Origin of the sequence: Clostridium thermopalmarium DSM 5974 (assembly GCF_002995795.1) — a bacterium.
GTDB lineage: Bacteria > Bacillota > Clostridia > Clostridiales > Clostridiaceae > Clostridium_H > Clostridium_H thermopalmarium.
Window position 1 is genome coordinate 1 of sequence record NZ_PVXN01000033.1, and the last position, 16981, is coordinate 16981.

Genomic DNA, 16981 nt, shown 5'->3' on the forward strand with positions numbered 1-16981 from the left:
CATGGATATTATAAAGCATTGTTCTTGATGCATTTGTATAATCTGTAACGTGAACTCTTCCCTTAGTTAAATTCCAGATTAACCATGTATCTATATTACCGAAAAGTAATTCTCCCTTTTCAGCTTGCTCTCTAGCTCCTGGAACGTTATCAAGTATCCATTTAATCTTTGTTCCTGAGAAATATGCGTCTAAAATTAATCCAGTCTTTTCTTTTACTACTTTATCAAATCCTTTAGCTTTTAACTCATCACAATACTCAGCAGTTCTTCTGCATTGCCATACTATTGCATTGTATACTGGAATACCTGTTCTCTTATTCCATACTACTGTAGTTTCTCTTTGATTTGTAATACCTAATGCAGCAATATCTGTTGCATCAAGCCCAGCTTTTGCTAAAGCTTCTCCTGCAACCCCTGCTTGAGTTCCCCAGATTTCCATTGCATTGTGTTCAACCCATCCAGCCTTTGGATATATTTGAGTGAATTCCTTTTGTGATACTGCTACTATTTCCCCCTGCTTATTAAATATTATACATCTTGAACTTGTTGTTCCTTGATCTAAGGCCATTATATATTTTTCTTTTTCCATTTAATATTCCCCCCATAACTTATATTTGTAAATGTTTACACCATCTATATAAAAACTTCATTAGATATTTATATTAAAATACACCTACAAATAAGAATGCTCCAATTAATGCACCTATTATTGGTCCTATTACTGGTATCCATGCATATCCCCAGTCTGAATCTCCTTTTCCTGCTATTGGAAGTATTGCATGAGCTATACGTGGTCCTAAATCTCTTGCTGGATTTATAGCATATCCTGTAGGTCCACCTAATGCAAGACCAATAACTAATATTACCAATCCTACTGCTAATGTTCCAAGTCCATCTACCATTTTAACTTGACCAAGTCCTAAAATACTAAATACTAATACGAAAGTTCCTACAATCTCTGTAATAAGGTTTGCTGCTGAATTCCTAATAGCTGGTGCTGTTGCAAATATTCCAAGCTTTGTTGCCTTATCTTCTGTAGCTTCCCAGTGTGGTAAGTATGTTATCCATACTAATGCTGCTCCAACTATAGCACCTAACATTTGAGCTATTATATATCCTGGAACTTGTGCCCACGCAAAGTTTCCAATTGCAGCTAATGCTATTGTAAGTGCTGGGTTAAAGTGAGCTCCACTTGCTGCTCCAAAAATCCATGCTGGAACTGCTACTGCACATGCCCATGCTACAGTTATTACTATCCATCCTCCACCCTGCGCTTTACTTTTGTTAAGAGATGTTGCTGCACATACTCCATCTCCTAGTAAAATTAACATCATTGTGCCTAAAAATTCCGCTAAATAACTTGACATAATAATTCCCCCTTAGTTTATTAATATATCTTAAGGTTATGTTTCCAAACATAGCCTTAAACTCATCACATATCCTCAATGCTTGTTAACTTAGGAAACGTTTACTTTTGTTTTAAAAACGTTTACTTGTAGCTTAATAATAAACTAATTAATAAACGCCATTATTATAAAAGGGAGTAAATCCCTTTCTATAATAATGGCGCTCTCTTCTCTCTGCCCTTAGTATTTACTTGTATTTTATATTTCAACACTTATAAGTCTAAGTAACTTTGTTCTATTTTTTCAATTTTTACCTAGTACCATTTTACACTATTTAATTAACCTTTGCAATACTTTTAGTAGCAATAACATTAACTTTTGTTCCTGCTACATTTTTTAGTATTACATCTCCTATGGTTATAGGAGCTTCTACTACTAATCCTCTAAGTTCTTTGATACATTCAGTAATTTTATCCTTTGGAATATCTGACTCTGTCTTTACAGAAACTGCAGCAATCTCTCCATTTTTAACCTTAACAGAAGAAGTTACTATTCTTGTAGGATTAGTGCATTCCTTCTCTGCATAGTTTTTTCCTTTCAAACAAGTATTTCCTTTTACATCTATTACTTTATTATCTTCTAGGGATACCTCTAACATACATCCTATTGGACATCCTATACAAGTAAGTTCTCTATTTTCACTCATGATATTACCCCCCAACGTGTAAATTCTAACTTCCTAATTTTCTATTTTAACAGTAATCTTCTTACAATTAGGATGCTTTTCAAATAATGCTTTTGTAAGCTTCACTGTTTCCATTTCCCCTGGAGTTAATATTCTCTTCTTCATATGCATTTCACGTACATCATCAAAGTAAACAGAAACATAGCTATCTTTATAAACATCTCCAACTCTAAATCTTACATCTACAAGTTTTTCTACATTTTCAGGGTTTATAAACTTTGGAACTGTGTATCTTGCTCCATTTTCTGCAAATATCTCAATTCCATCCTTGGTAAATGCCTGACCTTTTACATATTTTGCAGCATTTTTTCCTGCATTTATACTTTCTTCAGTAACAAAGTCAACTAAATCATGAACGTGAAGAACGTTTCCGCAAGCAAATACTCCTTCTACATTAGTTTGAAGACTTTCATTTACTATTGGCCCCCCTGTAATAGGAGATAGCTCTACATCTGCTTTTGTAGATAGCTCATTTTCTGGAATAAGCCCTACAGATAAAAGTAAAGTATCACATGGTATATATTCTTCTGTTCCTTTTATAGGCTTTCTGTTTTCATCAACCTTTGCTATAGTAACTCCTTCTAATCTTTCTTTTCCTTTGATATCAATAACAGTATGAGAAAGTTTTAGTGGAATTCCAAAGTCATCTAAGCATTGTACAATATTTCTCTTAAGTCCACCTGAGTAAGGCATAAGTTCTACAACAGCCTTAACCTTTGCTCCTTCTAAAGTCATTCTTCTTGCCATTATAAGTCCTATATCTCCAGAACCGAGGATAACTACTTCTTTTCCTGGCATATATCCGTCTATATTAACAAATTTTTGCGCTGCTCCTGCTGAATATATACCTGCACACCTGCTTCCTGGAATATTTATAGCTCCTCTTGGTCTTTCACGACATCCCATAGCTAAAATTATAGCTTTAGCCTTGATCTCTAAAATTCCATCCTCTTCATTAACCGCTGTTATAACTTTATCTTTGTTTATATCTATAACCATAGTATCTAATTTGTATGGTATTTTCATGTCTTGTACTTTGTCAATGAACCTTTGTGCATATTCTGGCCCTGTTAATTCTTCTTTAAAAGTGTGAAGCCCAAAACCATTGTGAATACATTGATTCAATATTCCTCCAAGACGATTATCTCTTTCTAATATTAAAATATCTTGTATACCTTCTTCTCTAGCACCTATTGCAGCTGCAAGCCCTGCAGGGCCTCCGCCTATTATTACTACATCATGTTCTATCATTTTTCACTCCTCCAAACCCTATAAATATATTAGATATACTAACTCAATACGCTAAATCTCCTTATTTTCTCCTATTAAAAGCTTAGAATTTCCACCAAACTTGGTAATTTCAGTTTCAGGCACTCCTAATTCTTTTGATAGAATTGCAACTATCTTAGTTGAGCAGAAACCTGATTGACATCTTCCCATGCCTGCTCTTGTTCTTCTCTTAACCGCATCCAAATCTCTTGCACCAAGAGGTCTTCTTATAGCATTTAAAATCTCGCCTTCTGTAACTGTTTCACATCTACATACTATCTTTCCATAAGTTGAATCTTTAGCTATAAGCTCTTTTCTCTCCTCATTGCTCATTTCTCTAAATTTAGGAATTCCATGTCTTATAGGATTAAACTTTTCATTTTTAGCTGGTGATAACTTGTCCACAACTATTTCTTCAACCATTTCTGCTATAGCTGGTGCACTTGAAAGTCCTGGTGACTCTATTCCAGCTACATTTATAAATCCTTCAACATCTTCAGCTTCTCCAATTATAAAATCATCTGCTGTAGAATGAGCTCTAAGTCCTGAGAAAGAAGTTATTACCTGTTTCATTGGAATTTGTTTTAATGTTAGCTTAGCTTTACCCAACACATCATCGAGTCCCTCTTGAGTCGTGCTTAAGTCAGCTTTATCTTCTATATCTACTGCATTTGGTCCTATAAGCAAGTTTCCATCTACTGTTGGTGTTACTAATACACCTTTACCCATCTTAGTTGGTAATTGGAAAAGAGTTCTTGTAGCCATTGAACCTGCTGCTTTATCGAATAAGCAATATTCCCCTTTTCTTGGTATTATCTCTATCTTATTCTTGCTTACCATATTATTCAAATCATCAGCGAATAATCCTGCTGCATTTATAACTAATTTACTTTCAATATTTCCCTTATTTGTTTCTATAATAAATCCATTTTCAGTTTTCTTTATATTTTTAACTTCAGTATTAAGCTTAAATTCAACCCCGTTTTCATATGCGTTTTCAGCATAAGCTATAGTCATTTCATAAGGACATACAATACCGCCTGTTGGTGCATATAGAGCTGCTACTACATTTTCATTTATACTTGGTTCTAATTCTAATACCTTGTCCTTACCTAATATTTGAATGCCAGGTACCCCATTAGCTTCTCCTTTTTGTTTTAACTCATCTAATTTATCAACTTCATTTTCATCAAAGCATAAAACCAAGGAACCATTTCTTTTAAACGGAAAATCTAATTCTTTTGATAGCTTATCAAACATAGCATTTCCTTTAGCATTTAATTTTCCCTTTAGAGTATTTGGTTTTGCATCAAAACCAGCATGTACTATTGCACTATTTGCTTTTGATGTTCCAACTGCTACATCAGAACCTTTTTCTAATACACAAGTCCTTAAATTGTATTTTGATAATTCTCTTGCAATACCGCTTCCAATAACCCCAGCTCCAATAATAACCACGTCAAACATATTATACCTCCTATCTTGAATAAAAAAAACCATGATTTTAGAAGATATTAGATAATATCTTTTAAAATCATGGCTCTCTATACTCTGGCCTTTTCATATTATATTTTATGATTTTATTATATCATCATATATTTTTACAGTCAACACCTTATTTAAACCTTTTCATACATTTTTCTATAGTTTTTTACATTTCCCATATTTCTTCTCTACTTGTAGATATACCCATAGCACCAGCCTTAAGACTTTCAATAACATCCTCTTTATCTATGATAAGTCCTCCTGCGATTATAGGAACCTTTGTTTGACCTTTTATTTTTCTTGTTATCTTTGGCATAATGCCCGGCATGATCTCTACCGCATCTGGTCTTATGCTGTTTATAGAATTCACTCCAGTTTCTAGGGATAAGTTATCTATCATAAAGAGTCTCTGTATACAAAACATGTTCATTTCTTTAGATATCTTAACCAAATTTGATTTTGTTGTTATAATTCCACTTGGATTTACTCTTTCTTTCATATACTTTATGGCAAAAGCATCTTTCCCAAATCCATCCATTAAATCCATATGTACATATATGTTTTTACCTTCTGCTTTTACTTTATTTACTATTTCTTCAATGTTGCATATGTTTCCTTTTAGAAGAAAAATGACCTCGCATGGTGATTTAATAGCTTTTTCTAAAGCTTCTTCATCTTTAACTGCTGCAATTATAGGATTAATGCTCAATTTATCATAAAATTCACTTTTCATGCTTTCCTTCTCCAATCTATGAAAAATACCATTTTTATATATTTATAATTGATGTTATTATATCCCTATTTTATTTTCAATTCAATAATATTTACCATTACTATATTATACTAAATTCTCATAATTCATTTTATTATTGATGAAACTGCACATACTTTATATATAGTTATTAGTATGCAAAAATCCTATTGATAATTATTATTATTTAATATATACTATTTATGATAAATTTTACTTACGGAGGTCCTTAATATGGCAATTAATAATGCAAAAATATCTGTAATAGGAGCTGGTTTTGTAGGCTCTACTACAGCTTACGCTTTAACATTGCAAAATGTAGCTACAGAAATAGTTTTAGTAGATATAAATAAAGATAAGTCTAAGGCTGAGGCTTTGGATATTGCCCATGCCACTTCTGCTTTAGGAGATATAGAGGTAAGACCTGGTGACTATAAAGAAACTAAGGATTCTGATATTGTTATTATAACTGCTGGAATTGGCCCAAAGCCTGGAGAAACAAGACTTGATATTGTAAATAAAAATTTAAAAGTTTTTAAATCTATGATACCTGAGATTGTGAAATACAGCCCTAATGCTATACTTTTAGTAGTATCAAACCCAGTAGATATATTGACTTATATGACTTATAAGCTTTCTGGTTTTCCTAAGAATAGAGTTTTAGGTTCTGGTACAGTTCTTGATACCTTAAGATTAAAATATACCATTGAAAAAGAATATAATCTTGATTCTAAAGATATTGATACTTTAATAATTGGAGAACATGGTGATTCTCAAGTTGCTCTCTGGAGCCAAACTAATATTCACGGAATACCAATTGACTCCTATTTTAACGCTATAGATAGAGAGTTTCATAATGATGTAAAAGAAGAAATAGCCGAAGCTGTTAAAGAGGCTGGATACCATATTATTCAAGGTAAAGGATATACAAACTTTGGGGTTGCTATAGCTGTAACCCGAATAGTAAAAGCTATTCTTAACGATGAAAATGCACTGCTTCCAGTTTCATCCCTATATACTGGAGAATATGGTATAGAAGATATATATCTTGGGGCTCCATGCATGGTAGGTAGAATTGGAGTAAAAAGAATATTCCAAATACCTATAGATGAAAATGAACTTAGACAGCTTAAAGCTTCAGCAGATAGTCTAAAAGCATTAACCAAGGACTTAAATATATAATTAAAGCTAATTTCTAAGAATAAACAATGGGCTTTCACAGTATTATTGGAAAGTCTATTGTTTATTTTACTACATTTCTTCAGCCTTTGAATACAACTCTTCAAGTTCATTTTTTGGCATAAGCCATTTAACTAAAGCACCCATAATTATTATCCCCGGGAGATCTACAAGAAATCTTACTAATGTAAATTCATACCCTAAGGCTGAAACTTCAAACATTACTGTAGTTATTTTGGTTACACACCAAGCATTCATAAATACTATTATGTTGCTAAATTTTACACCCTTTCTTAAAAGCACTGGTATAAATGGAAATGCAGCATACATAGGTCCTGCCGCTATGGAGCCAATAAGTATTGCTAATCCTATTCCTAAAATACCCGAATTATCTCCCATGTACTTCATCATGGATTCTCTTGGTATCCACACATCCATAAGCCCCAATAAAATCATAATTGGAGGAAGTACAGATGCCATTTGTTTAAAACTAGAAGCTGCTATTCTGAAAGTCTTTACCCCTATTTCCTTATCTATAACCGTAATAATAATCACTGTAATAAGTGAAATTATAAAAAATTTATATCTTATTATCAGATTTTTAATCATAACATTCCATCAACCTTTCCAAAAACAAAAGCTACTACAAATGAAAATAGAAAGGCAATAAAGTTTCTATAAAATGCAGCCCTCTTCCCTATATATTTAGCTTCCAACGGAAAAGTTACTACACCAACTAAAGTTAAAGCAGATACAAGAGCTCCAACTTGAGCATATCCTGCCCCATTTTTAAGGAGCATATCTGCTGTAGAGAAAGCTACAAAGGTGGGCATTAGAGTTAAGCTTCCAACTACAGCTGAAATTACAATTCCAAATATTCCTGATTCTTTTCCTATTATTTTAGATATTAACTCTGGATTAATAACAGCCAAAATTAATCCAACCACAAGAATTATACACAAAAACTGAGGCATTATGCCTTCAAAAGATTTCCATGCCTTACTTAAAGCTTTTTTAGTTTTATTCCTATCCTTTATATATGAAATGAAAAGTAGTACTAAAGCAATACTATAAAGAATAAAAGCAGTCATATTTTCTTCCCCTATACGCACGATTGTCTCATTAGTATTGTATGCTTAATAAAAATAAATTGATAAAATATGAATAAAGTTACTATAATCTTTAAAAAAATTTATTAGAATGTTTTAAGAGCCTTTACACAATAGAATTATTGAGTTCATATTTGCTCTTTATAATTTAAGACAAACCCTTTAGTATAAACATCTTGCTATTGTAGATTCTAATTATCAATAAAAGGCTGTTATATCTCATTCCCCAAGATATAACAGCCTTTTATTATCTTCCTATTTCAAATTTATATTTACGTTAACTATATCTTTTCCTATTTTTATGAAGTTTTGTAATGCAAGATAAGCCTTTGCATCAAATTTAAGCCCCTTCTCTAACATTGCTTTGGCCTCTTCTTGTGACACAAGCATAACTTCTATGTCCTCATCTTCTTCTAAATACTCAGAAGATACTTCTCCTTCGCATAAACAATACACTAAAGCCATAGACTCATCTGTCATTCCTCCAGATGCATATATAGGCACTATTTTTTTGCTACTATCAATAGCTATGAATTTTAGTCCTGTCTCTTCTTTGAGTTCTCTTTCTGCCGCTGTAAGCACATCTTCGCCTTCATCTATAAGTCCTGCTGGCAGTTCATATAAATAATCATTAACAGGTACTCTAAATTGCTTTAATAACACTAATTTATTCAAATCTTTATGAAGTGCCACTATAACTACCGCATCAATCTTTTCTTTTTTATTATCAAATATTTGAGCTTCTAAAGTCTCTTTAGTTTTTCTAGAAGCCATAGTCCAATGTTTTATGTTACCCTTTTTGTTTATATATTCAGCATCATATAAACTTAAAAATTTAGTATTTGCTAATGTTTCTATTTTATTAATTTTTGTTCTTCCCATTGTCCTGTTCTCCTAATTATATTTTATTTTATAAATATCTTTTCTCTTTCTCATGCCAACATTCTTTCCTTATTAATATTATACCACATAAAAACATGGCTAAAATTAAGTAATATAAAAGAATTTCCAAACTCTTGAATTAAAGTGTTTTATAGAAAATTATGTATTATATTACATTTTAAAACATTGAAACATATTTTTAATTGTAGTAAAATTACTAAGGCTTTTATTTTATGCTTGTATAGTTATGTCCTAAATGTCGAATCCTATATAATTATAGGTATTATGTTTAAATTTATAATAGGAGGAAAAAACGGATACTATGGATACTAATGAAAAACAAACTAAAAAGTTAACTTTAACATCTTTAATCTTAATGATTTTCACTTCAGTATTTGGGTTTGCAAATATGCCTAGATCCTTTTATTTAATAGGTTATGGAGCAATTCCATGGTTTATTTTATCAGCTTTTACTTTCTTTATACCTTTTGCATTTATGATGTCAGAGTATGGATCAGCCTTTAAGACAGAAAAAGGTGGTATTTACTCTTGGATGAAGTTATCTGTAGGTCCTAAGTATGCCTTTGTAGGAACATTTATGTGGTATGCATCTTATATAATATGGATGGTTAATATAAGCTCTACTATATGGATTCCTTTATCTAACGCATTGTTTGGAAAAGATACTACTGCTAATTGGTCTATTTTAGGGCTAAATTCAACTCAAACTTTAGGTCTACTTGGCGTTATTTGGATCCTCGCAGTAACTTTTACGGGATCTAAAGGTCTAGAAAAAATCACCAAGGTAACTTCTGTAGGTGGAACTGCTGTTGCATTATTAAATATTGTATTATTGATTGGAGCTATAATAGTTTTAGTATTGAATGGTGGAACTTTGGCTGAACCAATTGTATCTGCTCAGTCTTTTATAAAATCACCAAACCCTAGCTATCAATCTTCTATTTCTGTCTTATCCTTCTTGGTATTTGCTATATTTTCTTATGGAGGAATCGAAGTGGTTGGCGGTCTTGTAGACCAAACAGAAAATGCAGAAGTAACCTTTCCTAAGGGCTTAACTATTGCTGCATTCATTATCGCTATAGGCTATTCTGTAGGTATATTCTTAACAGGAATATTCACTAATTGGAATAATGTATTATCTACAGAAGGAGTTCACATGGGTAATGTAGCATATGTAGTAATGCAAAACTTAGGTTATGAACTAGGTCAAGGCTTTGGATTGACTGAAGCTGCATCTTTAAGCCTAGGTGCTTGGGTAGCTAGATTTGTTGGATTATCTATGTTTCTAGCATTAAGCGGAGCATTTTTCACTTTATCTTACTCTCCTTTGAAACAACTTATTGAAGGAACTCCATCAGAATTATGGCCAAAGAAAATGACAGTAATTGAAGATGGAATGCCAAAAAATGCTATGTGGATTCAATGTATTATAGTGTTTGTATTCATATTACTTATATCATTTGGCGGTGAAGGTGCTGCTCAATTTTTCACTAAGCTAGTATTAATGACAAATGTGGCTATGACATTGCCTTATTTATTCTTATCAGGTGCTTTTGCATCTTTCAAAAAGAAGAAAGAAATAAAAAAGCCTTTTGAAATATTTAAAACCTATGGTTCTGCTTTAGCAGCTACAATTATAGTTACATTTACTGTAGGATTTGCGAATTTCTTTACAATAATAGAACCTGCACAAAACGGAGATATATCATCTACAATATGGATGATTGTAGGACCTTTGTTCTTTACAATAGTATCATTGATACTGTATAAAAGATACGAAAATAAAATTGGAAATAAAGAGATAAAAGAAACTGCATAAAAAAAATTAAAACAGGGCATAACTCCCTGTTTTAATTTTTTACTCGCATATCTTTTATACTATACTAGTCCAACAATTGGTATAATAAATATATAAAAAGGTTTTATCAAAAACATTTCTATTATAAAAGTGGGGTAAAAAATGAAAGTTGATATTATTATTTCAGCAAATGATATAAAAAAAGAAAAAATTAAAGATAAAACAGTAATTATTATAGATATACTTAGAGCTACATCTGTGATAATTACTGCCCTTAATAATGGATGTAATGAAGTAATTCCTGTAGTAAACGTAGAAGATGCCAAAAACTTAGTTAAAAATAACAGAGATAAATACATTCTTGGCGGAGAGAGAAATGCAGTAAAAATTGATGGTTTTGATTTCTCTAATTCACCATTAGAATATACTGAAGATATTGTAAAAAATAAAACTTTAGTTATGACTACAACTAATGGTACAAAAGCAATACACGGCTCCTTAGGCGCAAAAATTATATTAATAGGTGCTTTTATAAATGCAAAGGCTGTGGCTCAAAAGGCTATTGAGTTAAATAATGATTTAGTCATAGTTAATGCTGGAACCCGCGGTGAATTTTCCATGGATGATTTTATATGCAGTGGATACATAATAGAATGTATCTTAAAAAATGCATATGCAGAGTTATCTGACATAGCTGCTACTGCTCACTATATTTATACTCAGAATACAAATATACTAGACTTTCTAAGCAAAGCAAAGCATTATAAAGTACTTATGAATCTAGGACTTGAAGAAGATATAAAATATTGCTGCAAAACTGATATCATAGATATAGTTCCTAGCTGTAAGTTTACTTCTCATCAAGTAAAAATAGAAAAAAAGTGATATTCAAAAGAATATCACTTTAATTAACCGTATTTAAAACAATCTATTTAAATACTAATTATAGTTTAACTACGTTAGCAGCTTGAGGTCCTCTAACTCCTTCAGTTACTTCGAATTCAACTTTTTGACCTTCTTCTAAAGTTTTGAATCCTTCTCCTTGAATAGCTGAGAAATGAACAAATACATCATCTTCTCCTTCTACAGATATGAATCCAAATCCTTTCTCTGCGTTAAACCATTTAACTGTTCCTGTTTTCATTTAAAAAATTCCTCCTAAAAAATCTTAAAATATATGCACACAGATTTCTACTTTTACGTGGAAACCAGCGAACAAACTACTTAATATTGTTTTCATCTTTATCCAATGAATTGGTCAATATTTTCAGCTTACTCAGCATATTATATTAATTTTATCATATATACATTCTATTGTCAACAAAGTAGCTTCTCATTTATTCTCTTCTCTTTTTCTCTATTAGTTTTCCCAAAGAAGTCTTCTATATTCATAAAACAATAAAAATATTTAAAAAAGTTGCTGACATACATATTATCAGCAACCTTTCTTTTTCAACTTCTATCTTTTTCTCCATTTCTAGTGGTTTTTCTTCCAGTTATAGCATCAAAAATAAAAACTATAGCTGCTATTATCAATAATAAGTGTATAATCCTTCCACCTATTCTAAAGATAAGACCTAAAAGCCAGAAAAATACTACTATTCCACCTATCCATCGCAATAACTTCATTACAATATCCTCCCAATTTTATAGCATTAGACTTTCTCTTTTGATAGTAGTATCTCCAAAAAAACACCAATTATTACACAATTTCTTTTTATTCTGGAGAATAAAGTTTTGTAAGTTTTCTCCATATCTCTGGATTTTTCTTTTTTAGATTTACAACTCTAAAGGTTTCGGAATCAACGAAAGCATGGGTTGTGCTTCCTTTAGCTAGAATTTTATTGTCTCTTTCTCTTATAATATTATAGCTAAATATAGCTTTAGCAGGAGTTAGCTTTTCTATAAAGGTTTCAATTATAAGCTTATCTTCGTACTTGGCACCTTCTATGTACTTGCAACCGCTTTCTACCACAGGAAACATTATCTTTTCCTTTTCTATTTCTGTATAAGTCATTCCAGAGTCCTTTATAAATTCTGTTCTTCCAACTTCAAACCAAATATAGTAGTTTGAATGATGAACAATACCCATTTGGTCTGTTTCTACATATCTAACCCTTATATTAGTTCTATTTATATACATTATTAGTCAATCCTCTCTTAAATATAATTTACATAATCTATTTTTATATCTTTCTCAACTGCTTTCCTCATTCTATTACTTTCATAAAAAGTATTTCAACTATGAATCTTTCTATATCCAAAAGCTCCTCCGCAAAGGCCACCAATTATATGAGTAATTTGAGATACGTTGTCCTCAATAAATATACCGCTTACCACCTCTTTGCCTAAAAATATGATTACTACTATAACAAGAGTTAAAGGTATCTTGCCTGTTTCAGCATTAGCAAAAGAGCTTAATAAAATCATCATAAATACAATTCCACTAGCTCCTAAAAGAGCTGAGTCAAACAAAATAGTATTTAAAATTCCTGTAACAAAAGCCGTTATCATTATCATCTCAACCATACTCCTTGAGCCATATTTTTCTTCTAGCATAGGCCCTAAAAGCAATATAATCAAAAAATTGCCGCTAAAATGTTCCCAATTAATATGCCCCAAAATATGAGTAAATAAACGAATATATTGGAAAGGATCTAAAAATGAAGTTTTATAATTTGAAAATAAAAACTTAGTGCTTATATGGTGTGTAGCTGTTCCTAAAAGTAAAACTCCTAAACACATAAAGGTATATGTTAAAGTAACCGGAGCATTATATTGAAGTCTCCTTGTTTTATTTTCCATATAGAGTACCTGCCTTGTAGAAATATTTATAATTTATTATTATATTATAATTTTTTTATCTTTCCAACCTGCTATACACTCTACTAAACATAAAAAACATATCTATATAAAAAATTGATTTGCGAATAAATATGCTCGAAAAGGTTACACTACTAAGGAAGCTTGTGATTTAAAAGCAATTGAATAATTTTTAAATCATACCTTTTAAAGATTCTATTTTACAAATAGGAGGGATTAATTAATGGAAGGAAGAGTAGAAAAGACTAACTCTCATCTTTCTGGTGTTAAATGCGTTGTAAATACTTGTCATTATCATGAGCAAGGAGATTACTGCAGCGCTGCTAAGATAGAAATTCAACCACGTAACGCATCTAATACTCACGAAACTGACTGCGCAACTTTTACTCCACAAGCATAGTTTAAAAGGCGTGCAAATCCTTGCATGCCTTTTAACTTTATAAATACCATAAACCTATCTATTTCAAATTTATTAATTTCTCATAATCTAGCTGTTCTCGCTATTATTGATTAATGCCATTATTGCCATAATATATCCATATATTCCAAAACCACTTATTTGACCAATACAGGCTGCTGCTGTAACAGATTTATGTCTAAATTCCTCTCTTTTATGAATATTGCTTATATGTACTTCAACAGCAGGAATTTGCACAGCCATTAGGGCATCATATATTGCAATGCTGTAATGTGTATAAGCACCTGGGTTTATTACAATTCCATCATATTTTCCATAAGCCCATTGTATATAGTTGATTATTTCGCCTTCAATATTGCTCTGAACTATATCTACCTCAGCCAAATTCTCGCTTTTTTCTTTTATATACCTGCACATATCATCATAAGCAGTAGTACCGTATATATGTTTTTCTCTTATTCCTAACATATTTATATTTGGACCATTTATTATTAATATTTTCAATATTTATACCTCCATTTAAAAATTTTGCCAGGCAACATTTTTACTTCTTTTCTTGTTTATATTAAAGAAATAATCTCACTAATGCTTTTTTTAATATCAACATTAGTTATTTTATAGTCACAATACTTATTATAAAGTGAATATCTTTCATTATAAAGCTGATATAGCTTTTCAATGCCATCCTTTAATAGAGGTCTGCTTTTTACATCTACATCCTCAGCAATATCTTCTATAGGCCTATCTATAAAAAATATGATTCCATTCTCTTTTAAGACTTTTATGTTGTCAGACCTTTTTACTGCACCTCCACCTGTTGCTATGACTTTAGGATAGGTTTTGCATATCTTTTTTATTGCCATACTCTCAATATCTCTAAAGTATTCTTCTCCATTTTTAAATATTTCAGAAATACTATGCTTTTCGCTTTCTACTATATATTCATCTACATCACAAAATTCTATGTTTAATTCATGGGCTAATCTTTTACCTATGGTAGTTTTTCCACATCCAGGCATACCTATTAGAACTATATTTTTATTTAATCTCATAAATTCTTTCTCCTTTTATAGTAAATCGAAAAGCTTCTTATAAATTTTATTAACAGTTTCATCATTAATTTTTACACTATTCCACAGCTCCTCTGCCTTTATTGCTTGACCAACCAACATATAAAGTCCGTTTATTCCTTGTAATCCTAACTCTTTAGCATACTTTAGTAACAGTGTTTCCTGTGGATTATAAATTAAATCTACAACTACTTTAAACTTTGAAATCAATTCTTTTGTTAATGGCGAAGCATCAACTTTAGGATACATTCCAACAGGGGTGCAGTTAATTACTATATCTTTATTACTTTTTTCTTTTAGCTGGGTATAATTTATTACCTCAAAATCATTAAATTTTCTTTTTCCTTCTTCTATATTTCTGCTTACAAATGTAATTTCTCCAACATAATTATCTAATAAATATTGAAGTACTGCTCTTGATGCTCCTCCAGTACCTAGAATAACCACTTTTTTTCCTTTAATATCCACATTAAATTTGTTTAACATCATTCCAAATCCATAGTAGTCCGTATTATATCCAACAGCTTTTCCCTCTTTAAAGCAGATAGTATTAACAGCCCCTATACCTTTTGCTTCTTTAGATACATCATCCAAATATTTTATTACATCTATCTTATATGGAATGGTTACATTTACTCCTTTAACCTTAAGTGACTTAAATCCTAAGAGTGCATTTTGAAGATCTTCCTTATTTACTTCGAATAAATGATAGTACCCACCTATGCCTAACTCATTGAATATTAAAGAATGTATTTGTGGAGAAAAACTGTGGGGCAAACTTTCTCCTAATAATCCATATAATTTTTTCAATATATTAACCTTCCTTCCTTAATATTTTACATAACCATTGTACCCAATTTTCTAGCTATTAATATTAAAATCATGGGCTTTATAATTTCCTAAAAGCTTGAAATCATAGCTGTTGTTTTTTATATCTGCTATGGCTTCCTTCACAGCTTTATCATGCAAGTTTCCTTCAAAATCAATATAAAAGAAGTATTCAAAGGGCTTGCCTATGATTGGTCTTGATTCTATCTTTAACAAACTTAAATTGTACTCTGCAAAAATACTCAATATATTGTAAAGAGAACCAGGCTTATGTGGTAAAGTTAATATAATGCTTATTTTATTATAATCTTTTTCTAATTCCAAATTTTTACCTATAACTATAAATCTAGTATAATTATTTTTATTATAATTTATGTCATGTTTTATTACATCTAACCCATATATTTCCCCAGCTTTTGTGCTGGCTATGGCCGCCTTTTCTTTCCTATTTTCATTTTTTACAAACTCAGCACTTGCTGCTGTATTTCTATAAGGAATACATTTCCATTCCGGATAATATTTTAAAAACTCACTGCTTTGTTGAAGAGCTTGAGAGTGAGAATACACCTCTTTTATATCTTCTATTTTCGCTCCTTTTACGCCTAACAAATTATGAGTTACCTTTATAGTTCTCTCTCCTACTATGAAAAATCCGTATTTTCTTAGAAGATCATATACTTCTATTATGCCTCCTGTAGATGAATTTTCTATAGGAAGTATTCCATAATCTATTTCATTATTTCTTAGAGCCTTAAATACATCCTCAAACTCTGCTACATTATGTGAATCTACATTCTCGCCAAAATACTCTAACAAGGCTTCTTCACTAAAAGAACCTTTAACCCCTTGAAATCCAACTTTTATATTTTCCTTTTTAAGTGTGCAGGCTGCTTCATAGCTTACCATATACTCTAAATCATTTCTACTATTTTCTCCTTCATCCATGTTATACTCGAAAATTTTCCTTGCCTGAGCCTTCTTGCTAATAGCCATAACACTCTTTAAAAATTCTGTTTCTTCTTTTTTAAAGCCTTTATTCTTTAAATACTTTATGTTTTTCTCAATAACCTCTTCTTCACGACTTTTATTTAGTATAGGTATATTATTTTCCTTCTTATACTGAGCTACTTTTAATACAGTCTCCATCCTCTTTTCAAATAGCTCTGTAAGCTTCTTATCTATGTCATCTATTTCTTTTCTCAAACTCTCTAAAGTGTCCAACTACTTAATGCCTCCCCATTTTTTTAGTAATCAGCT

The 16981-nt window shown here is 31.1% G+C and carries 21 protein-coding genes; 4 read left to right on the forward strand and 17 right to left on the reverse strand.

All coding sequences use genetic code 11. The features are described 5' to 3' along the window. The 6 genes from CPAL_RS07085 to CPAL_RS07110 all read right to left on the reverse strand — a co-directional run. On the reverse strand, nt 1-589 hold a 589-nt coding region (locus CPAL_RS07085), incomplete at its 3' end, for an FGGY family carbohydrate kinase (RefSeq protein WP_242976294.1). 73 nt (nt 590-662) lie between these two features. Then, the gene (locus CPAL_RS07090; RefSeq protein WP_061857668.1) at nt 663-1367 is read right to left on the reverse strand and encodes an MIP/aquaporin family protein; all 705 of its coding nucleotides are present in this window, start codon (nt 1365-1367) and stop codon (nt 663-665) included. A 313-nt stretch (nt 1368-1680) separates the two neighbouring features. Further along, nucleotides 1681-2052 carry a DUF1667 domain-containing protein gene (locus CPAL_RS07095; protein WP_061857669.1) on the reverse strand — a complete coding sequence of 124 codons (372 nt, stop codon included), beginning with the start codon at nt 2050-2052 and terminating at the stop codon, nt 1681-1683. Between the two features lie 33 nt (nt 2053-2085). Further along, nucleotides 2086-3342: an NAD(P)/FAD-dependent oxidoreductase gene (locus tag CPAL_RS07100; RefSeq protein WP_061857670.1), complete on the reverse strand. Its 1257-nt coding sequence runs from the start codon at nt 3340-3342 to the stop codon at nt 2086-2088. Between the two features lie 51 nt (nt 3343-3393). Next, entirely contained in the window at nt 3394-4827 is a 1434-nt protein-coding gene (locus tag CPAL_RS07105) for an NAD(P)/FAD-dependent oxidoreductase (RefSeq protein WP_061857671.1), read from the reverse strand. 184 nt (nt 4828-5011) lie between these two features. Next, nucleotides 5012-5578, reverse strand: a complete 567-nt coding sequence (locus CPAL_RS07110; RefSeq protein WP_106024330.1) for a glycerol-3-phosphate responsive antiterminator — start codon at nt 5576-5578, stop codon at nt 5012-5014. Between the two features lie 252 nt (nt 5579-5830). Here CPAL_RS07110 and CPAL_RS07115 point away from each other — a divergent pair, with 252 nt between their 5' ends. Beyond that, nucleotides 5831-6778: an L-lactate dehydrogenase gene (locus CPAL_RS07115; protein ID WP_106024331.1), complete on the forward strand. Its 948-nt coding sequence runs from the start codon at nt 5831-5833 to the stop codon at nt 6776-6778. A 69-nt stretch (nt 6779-6847) separates the two neighbouring features. Here the strand turns inward: CPAL_RS07115 and CPAL_RS07120 are convergent, their stop codons facing one another. The 3 genes from CPAL_RS07120 to CPAL_RS07130 form a co-directional block, all read right to left on the reverse strand. Next, on the reverse strand, nt 6848-7384 hold the full coding sequence (locus tag CPAL_RS07120; RefSeq protein WP_061857674.1) for a permease: 537 nt from the start codon (nt 7382-7384) through the stop codon (nt 6848-6850). Then, a complete protein-coding gene (locus tag CPAL_RS07125) occupies nt 7381-7866 on the reverse strand; it encodes a permease (RefSeq protein WP_061857675.1) in 486 nt (161 codons plus the stop codon). The genes CPAL_RS07120 and CPAL_RS07125 overlap by 4 nt, the downstream gene beginning before the upstream one ends. A 273-nt stretch (nt 7867-8139) precedes the next feature. After that, nucleotides 8140-8766: an NUDIX hydrolase gene (locus CPAL_RS07130; protein WP_061857676.1), complete on the reverse strand. Its 627-nt coding sequence runs from the start codon at nt 8764-8766 to the stop codon at nt 8140-8142. A gap of 322 nt (nt 8767-9088) precedes the next feature. Between CPAL_RS07130 and yjeM the strand changes: the two genes are divergently transcribed. Both yjeM and CPAL_RS07140 read left to right on the forward strand, forming a co-directional pair. Continuing rightward, nucleotides 9089-10606, forward strand: coding sequence for a glutamate/gamma-aminobutyrate family transporter YjeM (gene yjeM / locus CPAL_RS07135; protein ID WP_106024332.1), 1518 nt, complete (start codon nt 9089-9091; stop codon nt 10604-10606). Nucleotides 10607-10747: 141 nt separating this feature from the next. After that, nucleotides 10748-11470: a 2-phosphosulfolactate phosphatase family protein gene (locus CPAL_RS07140; protein ID WP_061857678.1), complete on the forward strand. Its 723-nt coding sequence runs from the start codon at nt 10748-10750 to the stop codon at nt 11468-11470. 58 nt (nt 11471-11528) lie between these two features. Here CPAL_RS07140 and CPAL_RS07145 read toward each other — a convergent pair whose 3' ends face one another. The 4 genes from CPAL_RS07145 to CPAL_RS07160 all read right to left on the reverse strand — a co-directional run bounded on the left by CPAL_RS07145 (nt 11529) and on the right by CPAL_RS07160 (nt 13390). Further along, on the reverse strand, nt 11529-11729 hold the full coding sequence (locus CPAL_RS07145) for a cold-shock protein (protein ID WP_061857679.1): 201 nt from the start codon (nt 11727-11729) through the stop codon (nt 11529-11531). Nucleotides 11730-12037: 308 nt separating this feature from the next. Beyond that, complete coding sequence (locus tag CPAL_RS07150; protein ID WP_106024333.1) at nt 12038-12214, reverse strand: lmo0937 family membrane protein; 177 nt, start codon at nt 12212-12214, stop codon at nt 12038-12040. Nucleotides 12215-12302: 88 nt separating this feature from the next. Continuing rightward, on the reverse strand, nt 12303-12728 hold the full coding sequence (locus CPAL_RS07155) for an acyl-CoA thioesterase (protein ID WP_061857680.1): 426 nt from the start codon (nt 12726-12728) through the stop codon (nt 12303-12305). 95 nt (nt 12729-12823) lie between these two features. Continuing rightward, entirely contained in the window at nt 12824-13390 is a 567-nt protein-coding gene (locus CPAL_RS07160) for a rhomboid family intramembrane serine protease (protein WP_106024334.1), read from the reverse strand. Between the two features lie 241 nt (nt 13391-13631). On the opposite strand from CPAL_RS07160, the gene CPAL_RS07165 reads away from it, so the two are divergent. After that, a complete protein-coding gene (locus CPAL_RS07165) occupies nt 13632-13808 on the forward strand; it encodes a DUF1540 domain-containing protein (protein WP_082787821.1) in 177 nt (58 codons plus the stop codon). An 87-nt stretch (nt 13809-13895) separates the two neighbouring features. On the opposite strand, the gene aroQ is transcribed toward CPAL_RS07165, so the two are convergent. The 4 genes from aroQ to pheA are packed head-to-tail and all read right to left on the reverse strand — an operon-like array spanning nt 13896 to nt 16945. Continuing rightward, the gene (aroQ, locus tag CPAL_RS07170; protein ID WP_106024335.1) at nt 13896-14330 is read right to left on the reverse strand and encodes a type II 3-dehydroquinate dehydratase; all 435 of its coding nucleotides are present in this window, start codon (nt 14328-14330) and stop codon (nt 13896-13898) included. Nucleotides 14331-14386: 56 nt separating this feature from the next. Then, nucleotides 14387-14878, reverse strand: coding sequence for a shikimate kinase (locus tag CPAL_RS07175; protein WP_106024336.1), 492 nt, complete (start codon nt 14876-14878; stop codon nt 14387-14389). 15 nt (nt 14879-14893) lie between these two features. Continuing rightward, complete coding sequence (aroE, locus tag CPAL_RS07180) at nt 14894-15706, reverse strand: shikimate dehydrogenase (RefSeq protein WP_106024337.1); 813 nt, start codon at nt 15704-15706, stop codon at nt 14894-14896. Between the two features lie 51 nt (nt 15707-15757). Beyond that, nucleotides 15758-16945, reverse strand: a complete 1188-nt coding sequence (gene pheA, locus CPAL_RS07185) for a prephenate dehydratase (RefSeq protein ID WP_106024338.1) — start codon at nt 16943-16945, stop codon at nt 15758-15760. Nucleotides 16946-16981 lie beyond the last annotated feature (36 nt).